Here is an 11849-nt window from a genome sequence, read left to right as displayed (position 1 = left end):
GACTTTTCATAAAAAACAAATTACTAGCTGCAAAAAATGGCTGAATAGTTTAAAAAACACAGACATCTAACGAATTGAAACTTATGAAAAAGCTGATATTTATTTTTATTTCATCCCTGTTTTTTTTAACGGCTCCTGCACAGCTGAAAAAATTTACCGTCGATGTTCCTTACGCTCCCCTTTATGAAATCAGCGATTCAATTCAAAGTATCACCATCATGAACCGAAGTATGACTTCCGGCTTTCAGGATTATGATGAAAAACAACTTCAAATTTCATTTTACAGAAAAAATTTTGAAGGCAATACGGTATTGCTTGACAGTACTGCTGCCGACACCACCATTAAAGTTATGGGTGATTTGTTGTACAATTCCTTACGCTACGATGTGGTCATTCCGGTTGAACGAAATATTTATCGCTTACTCGATTACACCGAGACACCGGCTCCGCTTGCCTGGGACTATGTGCGCTCGCTATGCGAATTGTATCAAACCGATGCCCTGCTTGTGCTCGAAAACCAGGCACTTCGGGCAGTAACCAATTACCAGTCGGGAGTCGATTACACCAACTATGGGGCACAAAAATACCACTACGCTTCGATCGACTTTTACGGTCGCTCACATTGGCGACTATACGATCCGCGCTCAGAAAAAATTGTTTCGGATGTGGTCATGAACCAGGATACCATTTTCTGGGATCATTACGATTATGATCTGACTGATCTGTTTGCCACCTTGCCCACCATCAAGCAGGCAACCATCGATGCAGCGATTAAGTCGGCGCTCGATTACAGCGAACTGATTGCCCCCCGCTGGAAATCAGAAACACGATACTACTATCTGATGAAGCAGGCGCTGATCGATCGGTCGGTTAAACTGGCAGCCGATGGAAACTGGCAGGAAGCACTCGACAACTGGTTACTCTATATCGATCAGGGCAGTAAGTCGAAACGCAGTAAGATCATGCTGAATGTTGCTCTGGCCTATGAAATGACAGGAAGGCTTGATAAAGCCATTGAAATGATTAAATTATCGCAGAAAACCTACTACCGGCAGGTAAGTAACCACTACCTGAAAACATTGCTAAAAAGGCAAATTGCCCTAAAGAATTAAAGTTTTCAGCGTTTAAGTAAGCATTTTTCTTATTTTTACAGCTCAATTTGAGGAAACGTAAAAATGATTCATCCGGTATGCATTCACGTCTGTTGCTGATATTCGTTTTTTCTTTATTATACAGTTGTTCACTGTTAAAACCTGCAGTCACTGAACCTGAAATATTGATTGATCAGGCTCAACTCAATACGGCAGTTGAGCTTTCGGTCGATGAAATCATTAAGGGTGAATGGCTTTCCGCATTCATGGTTAAAAACAATGAACGACCGGTAGTGATTTGTTCAACCATTGATCTGCCTCCGCATGTTTCATTTCCAATCGATTCTCTTTATAATATGATCGACCTGCACCTTATCAAAACAGGACAGGTACGGGTAATCAAATCAAACACAATTCAGCGCACCACAGCACCTGTTGATCTTGCCAAAGGTGAAAGCATCGATTTTGTGCTTACTGCCGCCATTGAAAAAGCGGTTCAGCAATCCTCGTCAAATCCGGTATTGGTTCTGGCGCTTTGGAATGAAAACTCCGAAACACCAATTACCACTGCTAAAAATATGATAGAATAATACACTGAATGGAAAAATTCAAACCAACCAACTACAAACTGGAATCGCTTTGTTGCGGTACCATCTTTGAGGATACCAACTGGGATTTAAACTGCCCGCACAACGAAAAGCCTGCACTTATCAGGGCCCAATACGAGAACAAGCAACTCACGATACACGAAGAGCTTCCGGGGCTCTACCAATTCGCCGAATGGCTGCCCATCGACCGTGTATTGAAAGGTTCGGGAGCACCTGTGACCTATCGCAGCGAAGGCTTAGCCAAAGTGCTGGGACTCGAAAATCTATACATTACTTTTAACGGCTACTGGCCCGAAAAAGGAGCGCATATTCAAACCGGGACCTTTAAAGAATTTGAAGCCTATTCGGTTTGTGCCCGAAAAAATTCACAACACGACAAGGTTATGGTGGTTGCATCGGCAGGTAATACTGCACGGGCATTCGCCAGAGTATGTTCCGAAAATAAAATACCGCTGCTATTGTGTATTCCCAAAGACAATCTTTCGGCGCTTTGGTTTGATAAACCACTTGATCCTTGCGTTAAGGTTGTTGCATCGGAAAGTGGTGCCGATTATTTCGATGCCATTCATCTGTCAAACATTGCTGCCGAAATGGACCAGTTTTATCCCGAAGGAGGCGCCAAAAACGTTGCACGTCGCGATGGAATGGCACTTGCAGTAGTTTCGGCAGTAACTACCATTGGACATATTCCCCATTATTATTTTCAGGCTGTAGGCAGCGGAACAGGTGCAATTGCAGCGTGGGAAGCCAATCTTCGTTTCATCGAAGACGGTCGCTTTGGTCAAAATAAAATGAAACTGATGGTTTCGCAGAATGCTCCCTTTTTACCCATCAAGGATGCATGGGATGCCCGTTCGAGAGCCATGCTGCCCCTCGACGATCAACTGGCCCGTAAACAGGTTGAAATCATTAATGCGAAGGTACTTTCCAACCGGCGCCCACCCTATTCGCTCATTGGCGGCTTGTTTGATGCGCTGATGGACAGCAACGGTGAAGTTTTGGCCGCAACAAATGAAGAAGCTGACGAAGCAGCCCGTATTTTTCTCGAGAGTGAAGGAAATGATGTTAGTCCTGCAGCTGCTGTGGCCGTAGCCTCATTAATACAACAGGTTAAGGAAGGAAATATCGATCAGAAAGCTACTGTGATGCTGAATATTACAGGTGGTGGAATCGAGAAATTTAAAAAAGAACACGAGTTGGTGTATGTACAGCCACAGATGATTTTCCCCATCGACCCCGATCCGGAGATGGTCAAAGCAAAATTGCCGGAATTGTTTCGATAGCCGGATAAAGGTTGAGACAGGAAAAAGGAAACAGGAAAAAGTCATTAAGTCAAAAATTGAGCAGTTTGGCAAGCAGCCTGAAGCCAGCGATTTCTAAGTTACACGCTTAGGAACTCAGGAACTTTAAAATTGCGACTGTCCGAACTGCGTCCCATTTTTCCATTTCTCATTTTTTCCAACTGCTTCCAATTTCCTTCAATTGCTTTCAACCGCTTCCAATTGCTTTCAATTCCTTTCAATAGCCTTCCTTTTAAGGTTAAGGTTGAGGTTGAGGTTGAGGCTGAGGTTGAGGCTGAGAATTGAAAATTGTATTCCCCTCCCTTCAATCCCTTAAGATTTCTTGCTATTTCAAAATAAATTTCTACTTTTACAAACCAAACGGTCGGTTTATGAATTCAACACGTGAACACATTCTTAAAGTTTCGCTTACTCTCTTTTTTCAAAAAAGCTATAAAGAGGTAACAATGAAAGAAATAGTAGAAAAGACAGGACTTTCAAAGGGAGCCTTCTATCATTATTTCAACAGCAAAGAAGATCTGTTCCACGAAATAGTAAACATATTCTTTAGTTTGGGAGCCATGGATTTTACTTCTTTTCCCCAAGACTCATTAAAAGGCTTTTATGAACATTACCTGGCTTTCAAAGGAGAATCGTTCAAACAGCTTGGACACTTTATGAACACCGAAAGTGATGGCAACAGTAATTTCAATCTCATGCTATTGTTGTTCGATGCTTTACAGCGCTTCCCCGAATACCTCGCCATTGAAAAAGCTCAGTACGAAAAAGAAGTGAAGGTGTGGGAGGAAGTAATCGAAACTGCCAGACAAAAAGGAGAAATTAACAGTGAAGCAGCAAACCGTCAACTCGCCGATTTGTTCCTCTACTGCACCGACGGTGTATTTGTAAGATTAGCCAATGGTACTGACTTTCCTGATTTTGAAACTGGACTGAAACAAGCTTTCGACACCATTTATGAAGGATTAAAACCTTAAAAAATTTATATACATACAAACCGGACGGTCGGTTTTAACACAAGAAATACAATGATAAGCAGCCAAAATCTTACAAAAAAATACGGTGATCTGTATGCCGCTTCGAGCATTGACCTTCACGTTAAGAAAGGTGAAATATATGGATTCCTGGGCTTAAACGGTGCCGGAAAGACAAGCGTCATCCGAATGTTGCTCGGACTGATAAAGCCCACCAGTGGAAGTGCAAGCATCGATGGCATCAAGGTCAGTCCGCAAGCTAAGCATCTGTGGGAAAAGGTTGGCTATTTGGTTGAAACCCCCTGCTCCTACTCCAACCTTACGGTACGTGAAAACCTTGAAATGGTTCGCAGGCTGCGTTTAATCAACCACAGGAATGCAGTTGACCGCATCATGGATGAATTGGAACTGAAACCTTATGAGAAGGTAAAAGCCGGCCATTTGTCATTGGGAAATGCCCAGCGTTTGGGTCTGGCACGAGCCATGATTCATCAGCCCCAAATTTTAATTCTTGATGAACCGACCAATGGATTCGATCCTGCCGGGATTTATAAAGTACGCCACATGCTCAAACAACTGGCTGACGAGCGGGGGGTAACCATCTTCATATCGAGTCACATTTTGGGGGAAATTTCCCGTTTTTGCACTCGCATTGGAATCATTCATCAGGGAAAGTTGTTAAAGGAACTTAACACCAGTGAGCTGAAGGATCTGTGTCAGCTTTACCTGGTACTAAAAACGGCTTCACTCGAAAAAGCAAGCTCGGTATTGAATATGCACGGTTTTAAGGAATTGAAACAGGAGGAGAATACACTCCGCATTTACGATCAAAAAGCCCTTGAAGCACCCGAGTTAATTGCTGACCTGCTCGTAAGGGCTGACTGTCCCCCATCGCACCTGGCGCTTGAACAGGAAGACCTTGAAGCATTTTTTCTACGAACCATTCACTCAAAAACAAAGCACAATGCAAACATTGAAAGCAGCGCTGTATGCTGAATTATTAAAGCTGAAGCGATCGTACATGCTAAGTGCAACTGCACTTTTTTTCATCTTCATTTCGGCAATGATGGGTTTGTTGGCTTTTGTAGCTTCACAACCCGAACTTGCTGCCAAATTAGGCATCGTTGGAACCAAAGCGAAGCTCTTTGGCGAAAACGATTGGAACGGCTTTTTGAGCATGTTCAACCAATTACTTGCCACTGTCGGTTTTATTGGCTTCGGCTTTGTAACATCGTGGGTTTTTGGACGGGAGTATGCTTCGCACACCATTACGAATTTGCTTTCACTGCCGGTATCAAGGCAGGCAGTGGTTCTCAGCAAATTCCTTGTTATTCTACTATGGTGCATTGGCTTAAGCCTGTTATTGCTGGCTGCAGGAATACTGGCGGGTGTGCTGATAGATTTACCCGGTTGGTCGACCACGGTATTGAATGATCATTTAATACGTTTTGTAAGAATTTCTCTTTTAACCATCCTGCTTTGTCCTCCGCTGGCCCTGGCAGCCGGTATTGGCCGTGGTTTGATTGCACCTCTCGCACTATGCATTTTCCTATTAATTATGGCACAATTCGTTGCAATTGTCGGATGGGGAAAATACTTTCCCTGGGCGGTTCCGGGACTGTTAAGTATTTCAGAAGGAACTCCGGGGATGGAAGTGCTTCCTTTGAGTTATGTTTTGGTTTTACTAACTGCCATAGCGGGTATTTTAGGAACCCAGCTCTGGTGGCGAAATGCCGACCACCATTAAAAAAAACCGAAGCTGCACAGGAGTACAACTTCGGTTGAATTATTTTCAATAAATGAATTATTCCTGTTCGCTCAGGAAACGCTCAGCATCCATGGCTGCCTTACAACCCGATCCGGCTGCTGTTACTGCCTGACGATACTGTGAATCCATCACATCGCCACAGGCAAACACCCCGGGAACATTGGTTTTCGATGTATTACCAACGGTCTGAATGTATCCCACTTCATCACGGTTAAGATAGTCTTTGAAAATATCGGAGTTGGGTGTATGTCCGATGGCCAGAAAGAATCCGTCAATTTTGATTTTGACCAGCTCCTCATTGGCTTCTCCTTTATTCTTATACAGCTCGGCGCCTTCGACCACTCCATCGCCAAAGAGACCTTTGGTTTGGTGCTTCCAAAGCACTTCGATATTGCTTGTTTTAAACACTCGCTCCTGCATTACCTTAGAGGCACGCAGTTCATCACGGCGAACAATCAGGTAGACTTTGTTGCATAAACCAGCCAGATACAAAGCCTCCTCGGCCGCTGTATCGCCTCCCCCAACAACCGCTACATCCTTTCCACGGTAGAAAAAGCCATCGCAGGTAGCACAGGCTGAAACACCGCCTCCTGCATATTTTTTCTCATCTTCGAGTCCAAGGTATTTGGCCGTAGCACCGGTGGCAATAATCAAGGTTTCGGCTTCAAGCAACTTCTTATTGTCGATGGTCACCTTAAACGGGCGTTTCGACAGATCGGCTGCGGTAGCCATGCCCCAACGCACATCGGTTCCAAAACGCTGCGCCTGTTTTTTCAGGTCTTCCATCATTACAGGCCCTGTTACCCCCTCGGGGTAACCCGGGTAATTTTCAACTTCGGTGGTAGTTGTCAACTGACCGCCTGGTTGCAGGCCTTCATACATTACGGGTGAAAGATTGGCACGGGCCGCATAAATGGCCGCCGTATATCCGGCTGGACCTGATCCTATGATTAAACACTTTACTTTTTCAGCATCTCCCTGAATCTCTTTTTTGTCCTGATTTTCAGATAAGTTTAATGATCCAAACATTGTAACTATTTTTTTAGATATTTTTCTTATTAAAATTGATTCAAAATTAATTGATATTACAACAGCACTGCGTGATTTTTGTTACAAATTGAGTATCAAAATTAACAATAATATTTAAGTCCTCCTTTCTACCACCAATAAAGAAAGATGAAATTTTTAATCACCAGGAATGCTTGCATAATTGGGGGCAGTATGTTATTTTTGCATCCGCATTGATAACGATGAGGCTTTTGTTCTCAATTAAGGTGAATGCATTTATTGAAAAGAAGTATTCTTCAATAAAGAAAATGAATCGGGATGTGGCGCAGTCTGGTAGCGTACTCGTCTGGGGGGCGAGGGGTCGCAAGTTCAAATCTTGTCATCCCGACAAAGCAATAACCTTTCATGCATAGCATGGGAGGTTTTTTGTTTTACAGAGCTTATGCGAAGCATAAAAGCGAAGTAAAACCAAAAAACCGCTAAGCGAGCGAAGCGAGTAAGGTTATTGCTTTGAATCCCTCCCCTTTTAGATTCATAGCAAGATAAATCTTGTCATCCCGACAAAGCAATAACCTTTCATGCATAGCATGGGAGGTTTTTTGTTTTACAGAGCTTATGGATCAAGCCAATTTTCTGGGGATTTACGATTTTCAAGCATAAATTTTAGCTAATCTATAAAGAAAGAAGGGGATGTTTCTTACCCCTCTGAACTGAGATCTAAATGCTTTAATTTTAGCATTAAAAGATTCTGCCGATGCATTTGTGATTCGGTTTATAAAGTAATTGAGTATGGTTGTGTAATTAAGACCAGCTATTTTAAGCATCGCACAATGTGCTCGTGCATCGATGCTTTGCAATTTCAATGGAAAAAGTATCTGCCATAAGAAAAAAACGGGCTGCCTTAACGACAGCCCGTTTTTTCTTATTGGCTATTGCTTTATTACAACAAAAAGCTTAACAGGATACCAGCACCTACTGCCGAACCAATTACACCCGACACGTTGGGTGCCATGGCATGCATCAGCAGGTGATTGTTTGGATCATTCTTCTGACCTTCGACCTGTACCACCCGGGCACTGTCGGGAACAGCCGATACACCTGCTGCTCCAATCATTGGGTTGATTTTATTATCCCCCCGCAGGAACAGGTTCATGATACGGGCAAAAATCAATCCGCCGGCAGTAGCTACCATAAACGACAATGCTCCCAGACCGAATATCTTCAGCGAATCGACAGTAAGGAACACATCGGCCTGTGTTGATGCACCTACGGTTACCCCCAGCAGGATGGTAACGATATTGATTAAGGCATTGCGAGCCGTATCGGCCAAACGTTCGGTTACACCCGATTCTTTCAAAATATTTCCGAAGAAAAGCATTCCCAGCAATGGCAAGGCTGTTGGAGCAATAAACAAGGTCAACAACAGTCCGATAATCGGGAACAGTATTTTCTCCACTTTTGAGACCGCGCGCGGAGGTTTCATCCTGATCTTACGTTCCTTTTTGGGAATAATCAGTCGAATAATCGGAGGCTGAATTACCGGTACCAGGGCCATGTACGAGTAGGCTGCAATGGCAATGGCCCCCATAAGGTGTGGCGCCAGCATGGCTGAAAGGAAAATGGCCGTAGGACCATCGGCTCCGCCAATAATACCAATTGCACCAGCTTCGGCCGGAGAAAATCCCAGTGCTGAAGCCCCCAGGAAGGTGGCAAAAATTCCCAACTGTGCAGCAGCACCCAGTAACATTAGTTTTGGATTCGAAATCAACGACGAGAAGTCGGTCATTGCCCCGATCCCCAAAAAGATTAAGGGTGGATAAATACCCTGCTTCACCCCAAAATAGAGGTAACTCATTACCGAACCATCTTCGTAAATACCCACATTGTATCCCGGCACAAAAGGAATGTTACCTAAAAGAATACCGGTTCCTATGGGAATCAAAAGCAATGGTTCGTAATCGTATTTGATGGCCAAAAAGATAAAAAACAGGCCAACAACGATCATCACCAGATTTGAAATATGGAAATTTGCAAAACCTGTAAAACTCCAGAACGATTTCAATCCGTTAAGCGCTCCGCCCTCGGCACCCGTTGAGGCAACAGCCCCGGGCGCTTCGGCAGCCCATGCATCTACCCAGCCAAAAACAGCCTGGAGCGTCAGCAAAAGAACTACAGCGGCCAGCGCAACAATACTTTTTCTATACTTGTTTTCCATACTGTTTACATTTCAATCAGCAAATCGCCCTGCAAAACGGCATCGCCTACTTTTACTTTAATTGAACTTACCACTCCGTCTTTTTCGGCCAAAATATTGTTCTCCATTTTCATGGCCTCCATGATCAAGAGGTTATCCCCTTTTTTAATCGTGTCGCCTTCTTTAACCAATATTTTGAAAATGTTGCCCGGCAGCGGTGCTTCCACTTTGATGTTGCCACCGGCCGACTTTGCAATGGTACCTTCACCAGGCTTGTTAGCCACCGGCTTACGTACCAAACGCGGCGTTTTTACCTGTTTTACTTCGTGATGAATCTCGACATTGTATTCTGTGCCGTTCACTTCAATTTGAGCAATCTTATCTTCGAAGTCTTTGATCTTAACTTCGTATTCATTGCCCTTTATGGTAAATTTAAATTTCTTCATCTCAGCTAGTTAATTGTGAAAATTTCTTACTCCATAAATTTTTGAACTCCACGGTGAATAACGTCTTTCGATACGTTTAATGGTAATGACGTTACTTTCTTCATCGTGCTGTTCTTCAAAGTACATATGAAGGGCCATGGCAATAGCAGCTGTTTCGTCGCCGCTGATGTATTTTTCACCGCTGGCTTCAGTCTGTATTTTTTGCGACTTATCCGCTTTATCACGCTTGAAATTCATTTTCAACAACTTGGGCACATTGTTAAAAACAAAGATCAAAAGGACCAGGGCAAAAAATACGACGCTCCATCCCACAAGGGTAATGATCCAGGTTTGTGCGCTAACTTCTAATATAATCATAGTACATCTTTCTATAATGGTATATTACTGTGCTTTTTCATCGGGTTGGTCAAACGTTTGGTTTGCAAGCTTTGCAGCGCCCTGATGATACGGAAACGCGTATTGCGTGGTTCAATTACATCGTCGATGTAACCATAAGAAGCTGCCTGATACGGATTGGCAAAAGCTTCTTCGTATTCATCTGTTTTTTTCAGGATGTACTCCAGGCGTTCTTCTTCATTTTCAATTTTCGCTACATTGCGTCCTTCCAACACCTCGATGGCACCTTTGGCACCCATTACTGCAATTTGTGCATTGGGCCAGGCATAGTTAAAATCGCCTCTCAACTGCTTACAGCTCATTACGTCGTGTGCTCCGCCATACGATTTTCGTAAGGTAACCGTAACTTTGGGAACAGTAGCTTCGCCATAGGCAAACATCAGTTTTGCACCTTCGTTAATGATTCCTGCATATTCCTGTCCTGAACCAGGGAGGAAGCCGGGCACATCAACCAGTGTAAGCACGGGAATATTGAATGCATCGCAGAAACGAACAAAGCGAGCAGCTTTTTTCGATGCGGCACAATCGAGCACTCCGGCGAGGTAGTTGGGCTGGTTGGCAATTACACCAACACTCATGCCATCCATACGGCAGAATCCAACAACAATGTTTTTGGCGTAATTGCGATGTACTTCAAGAAATTCACTGTCGTCTACAATCAGGTGAATTACATCCTTCACATCGTAAGGAAGGTTGGGATTATCGGGAACCAGTTCATTCAACGAATCTTCCATCCGATCGATGGGATCGTCGGTTTTTAACAGTGGCGGTTCTTCCATATTGTTTTGAGGCAGATAACTCAAAAGTTTGCGAATCAGCAAGATTCCCTCTTCTTCATTTTCCACCTTAAAATGAGCCACACCCGATTTGGATGCATGCACATTGGCACCGCCAAGATCTTCGACCGATATGTTTTCGCCGGTAACGGTTTTTACCACTTTAGGACCGGTAACAAACATGTAGGAAGTATTTTCGGTCATCATCACAAAATCGGTGAGTGCTGGTGAATATACAGCACCGCCGGCACAGGGACCAAAAATGGCTGATATTTGCGGAATGACTCCTGAGGCGAGAATGTTACGTTCAAAAATTTCGGCGTATCCGGCCAGTGAGGTAACCCCTTCCTGAATACGGGCACCCCCCGAGTCGTTCACTCCAATAACGGGAGCTCCTACCTTCATGGCCATGTCCATCACCTTACAGATTTTTTGAGCCATGGTTTCCGAAAGAGAACCACCCCAAACGGTAAAGTCCTGTGCAAAAACGTACACGATGCGTCCATCGATTGTTCCGTGGCCTGTCACCACACCATCGCCCTTGTATTTGGTTTTTTCGAGTCCGAAGTTGCTACAACGGTGGGTTACAAACATGTCGAGTTCTTCGAAACTACCATCATCCAATAAGGTATCGATCCTTTCGCGGGCCGTTAATTTACCCTGAGCGTGTTGTTTTTCGATCCGATCCTGGCCACCCCCTAAACGGGCCTCGTTGCGCAGTTCGATCAGCTTTTTAATTTTACTTTGATTGTCCATTGTTGATTATTGGTCTAGTTAGTTTTTTACTCTTCTCCACAAAATTCGGTCAATACACCCAGGGTCGATTTGGGATGCAAAAAGGCAATATTCAGGCCTTCGGCTCCTTTGCGTTTTTGCTTATCGATGAGCTGGATGCCTCCGGCTTCTGCTTCGGCCAGCGACTGGTCGACATTATCGACAGCAAAAGCCAGGTGGTGTACTCCGGGACCTTTTTTCTCAATAAATTTACCAATTGGTCCTTCAGGATCGGTAGATTCAAGTAGTTCGATTTTAGTGTCACCCACCTTGAAAAAGGCGGTTTTCACTTTTTGATCAACAACTTCTTCAACAGCGTAACATTTCAATCCAAGTTTACCTTCATAATAGGCGATGGCCTCGTCGAGATTACGTACTGCAATTCCAATGTGTTCGATATGTGAAATATTCATCTAAATAAGTTTTAAATAATTATGATGCGGTACACAATCGGAAGGAGGGAACCATCAAATAACCAGGCTCCTGCAAGGTTCCCGGTTGTGTATCTTTGATTTT

General features: G+C 43.9%; 14 protein-coding genes and 1 tRNA gene. 7 read left to right on the top strand and 8 right to left on the bottom strand.

Going from position 1 to position 11849, the window contains the following annotated elements; all coding sequences use genetic code 11:
- Positions 1 to 83: 83 nt before the first annotated feature.
- The 3 genes from FHS86_RS11365 (at position 84) to FHS86_RS11355 (ending at position 2982) form a co-directional block, all read left to right on the top strand.
- Positions 84 to 1112 carry a DUF6340 family protein gene (locus FHS86_RS11365; RefSeq protein ID WP_429413388.1) on the top strand — a complete coding sequence of 343 codons (1029 nt, stop codon included), beginning with the start codon at positions 84 to 86 and terminating at the stop codon, positions 1110 to 1112.
- A gap of 164 nt (positions 1113 to 1276) precedes the next feature.
- Entirely contained in the window at positions 1277 to 1681 is a 405-nt protein-coding gene (locus FHS86_RS11360) for a hypothetical protein (protein ID WP_429413386.1), read from the top strand.
- A gap of 8 nt (positions 1682 to 1689) precedes the next feature.
- Complete coding sequence (locus FHS86_RS11355; RefSeq protein ID WP_429413384.1) at positions 1690 to 2982, top strand: cysteate synthase; 1293 nt, start codon at positions 1690 to 1692, stop codon at positions 2980 to 2982.
- Between the two features lie 98 nt (positions 2983 to 3080).
- On the opposite strand, the gene FHS86_RS11350 is transcribed toward FHS86_RS11355, so the two are convergent.
- The gene (locus FHS86_RS11350; RefSeq protein ID WP_429413383.1) at positions 3081 to 3221 is read right to left on the bottom strand and encodes a hypothetical protein; all 141 of its coding nucleotides are present in this window, start codon (positions 3219 to 3221) and stop codon (positions 3081 to 3083) included.
- A gap of 150 nt (positions 3222 to 3371) precedes the next feature.
- On the opposite strand from FHS86_RS11350, the gene FHS86_RS11345 reads away from it, so the two are divergent.
- The 3 genes from FHS86_RS11345 to FHS86_RS11335 are packed head-to-tail and all read left to right on the top strand — an operon-like array spanning position 3372 to position 5718.
- Complete coding sequence (locus FHS86_RS11345) at positions 3372 to 3974, top strand: TetR/AcrR family transcriptional regulator (protein WP_429413381.1); 603 nt, start codon at positions 3372 to 3374, stop codon at positions 3972 to 3974.
- A 51-nt stretch (positions 3975 to 4025) separates the two neighbouring features.
- Positions 4026 to 4967 carry an ABC transporter ATP-binding protein gene (locus FHS86_RS11340; RefSeq protein ID WP_429413379.1) on the top strand — a complete coding sequence of 314 codons (942 nt, stop codon included), beginning with the start codon at positions 4026 to 4028 and terminating at the stop codon, positions 4965 to 4967.
- On the top strand, positions 4936 to 5718 hold the full coding sequence (locus FHS86_RS11335; protein WP_429413377.1) for an ABC transporter permease: 783 nt from the start codon (positions 4936 to 4938) through the stop codon (positions 5716 to 5718). Before FHS86_RS11340 ends, FHS86_RS11335 begins: the two co-directional genes overlap by 32 nt.
- Positions 5719 to 5775: 57 nt before the next feature.
- Here the strand turns inward: FHS86_RS11335 and trxB are convergent, their stop codons facing one another.
- Positions 5776 to 6768 carry a thioredoxin-disulfide reductase gene (gene trxB, locus FHS86_RS11330; RefSeq protein ID WP_429413375.1) on the bottom strand — a complete coding sequence of 331 codons (993 nt, stop codon included), beginning with the start codon at positions 6766 to 6768 and terminating at the stop codon, positions 5776 to 5778.
- A 293-nt stretch (positions 6769 to 7061) separates the two neighbouring features.
- Here trxB and FHS86_RS11325 point away from each other — a divergent pair.
- Positions 7062 to 7135: transfer RNA gene (locus tag FHS86_RS11325), tRNA-Pro, on the top strand.
- A gap of 262 nt (positions 7136 to 7397) precedes the next feature.
- Here the strand turns inward: FHS86_RS11325 and FHS86_RS11320 are convergent.
- The 6 genes from FHS86_RS11320 to mce all read right to left on the bottom strand — a co-directional run bounded on the left by FHS86_RS11320 (position 7398) and on the right by mce (position 11746).
- Positions 7398 to 7571: a transposase gene (locus FHS86_RS11320; protein ID WP_429413466.1), complete on the bottom strand. Its 174-nt coding sequence runs from the start codon at positions 7569 to 7571 to the stop codon at positions 7398 to 7400.
- A gap of 116 nt (positions 7572 to 7687) precedes the next feature.
- A complete protein-coding gene (locus tag FHS86_RS11315; protein ID WP_429413373.1) occupies positions 7688 to 8962 on the bottom strand; it encodes a sodium ion-translocating decarboxylase subunit beta in 1275 nt (424 codons plus the stop codon).
- Between the two features lie 5 nt (positions 8963 to 8967).
- Complete coding sequence (locus FHS86_RS11310; protein WP_429413371.1) at positions 8968 to 9387, bottom strand: biotin/lipoyl-containing protein; 420 nt, start codon at positions 9385 to 9387, stop codon at positions 8968 to 8970.
- 9 nt (positions 9388 to 9396) lie between these two features.
- Positions 9397 to 9744 (bottom strand): OadG family protein, encoded by a 348-nt coding sequence (locus FHS86_RS11305; RefSeq protein ID WP_429413369.1) that lies wholly within the window; start codon positions 9742 to 9744, stop codon positions 9397 to 9399.
- A gap of 11 nt (positions 9745 to 9755) precedes the next feature.
- Positions 9756 to 11315 carry an acyl-CoA carboxylase subunit beta gene (locus tag FHS86_RS11300; protein WP_429413367.1) on the bottom strand — a complete coding sequence of 520 codons (1560 nt, stop codon included), beginning with the start codon at positions 11313 to 11315 and terminating at the stop codon, positions 9756 to 9758.
- 26 nt (positions 11316 to 11341) lie between these two features.
- Positions 11342 to 11746, bottom strand: coding sequence for a methylmalonyl-CoA epimerase (gene mce, locus FHS86_RS11295; protein WP_429413365.1), 405 nt, complete (start codon positions 11744 to 11746; stop codon positions 11342 to 11344).
- Between the last annotated feature and the right edge of the window lie 103 nt (positions 11747 to 11849).

The organism is Roseimarinus sediminis (assembly GCF_050433125.1).
Taxonomy (GTDB): Bacteria; Bacteroidota; Bacteroidia; order Bacteroidales; family Prolixibacteraceae; genus Roseimarinus; species Roseimarinus sediminis.
The sequence above is the reverse complement of the archived record's forward strand: the minus strand, read 5'-3'. Positions and strand labels throughout refer to the sequence as shown.

What these genes read in the sequence shown, in the direction of transcription:
- FHS86_RS11365 (WP_429413388.1), top strand. Translation starts at nt 84, where the DNA reads ATGAAAAAGCTGATATTTATTTTTATTTCATCCCTGTTTTTTTTAACG.
- FHS86_RS11355 (WP_429413384.1), top strand. Translation starts at nt 1,690, where the DNA reads ATGGAAAAATTCAAACCAACCAACTACAAACTGGAATCGCTTTGTTGC.
- FHS86_RS11345 (WP_429413381.1), top strand. Translation starts at nt 3,372, where the DNA reads ATGAATTCAACACGTGAACACATTCTTAAAGTTTCGCTTACTCTCTTT.
- FHS86_RS11340 (WP_429413379.1), top strand. Translation starts at nt 4,026, where the DNA reads ATGATAAGCAGCCAAAATCTTACAAAAAAATACGGTGATCTGTATGCC.
- FHS86_RS11335 (WP_429413377.1), top strand. Translation starts at nt 4,936, where the DNA reads ATGCAAACATTGAAAGCAGCGCTGTATGCTGAATTATTAAAGCTGAAG.
- trxB (WP_429413375.1), bottom strand. Translation starts at nt 6,768, where the DNA reads ATGTTTGGATCATTAAACTTATCTGAAAATCAGGACAAAAAAGAGATT.
- FHS86_RS11320 (WP_429413466.1), bottom strand. Translation starts at nt 7,571, where the DNA reads ATGCTTAAAATAGCTGGTCTTAATTACACAACCATACTCAATTACTTT.
- FHS86_RS11315 (WP_429413373.1), bottom strand. Translation starts at nt 8,962, where the DNA reads ATGGAAAACAAGTATAGAAAAAGTATTGTTGCGCTGGCCGCTGTAGTT.
- FHS86_RS11310 (WP_429413371.1), bottom strand. Translation starts at nt 9,387, where the DNA reads ATGAAGAAATTTAAATTTACCATAAAGGGCAATGAATACGAAGTTAAG.
- FHS86_RS11305 (WP_429413369.1), bottom strand. Translation starts at nt 9,744, where the DNA reads ATGATTATATTAGAAGTTAGCGCACAAACCTGGATCATTACCCTTGTG.
- FHS86_RS11300 (WP_429413367.1), bottom strand. Translation starts at nt 11,315, where the DNA reads ATGGACAATCAAAGTAAAATTAAAAAGCTGATCGAACTGCGCAACGAG.
- mce (WP_429413365.1), bottom strand. Translation starts at nt 11,746, where the DNA reads ATGAATATTTCACATATCGAACACATTGGAATTGCAGTACGTAATCTC.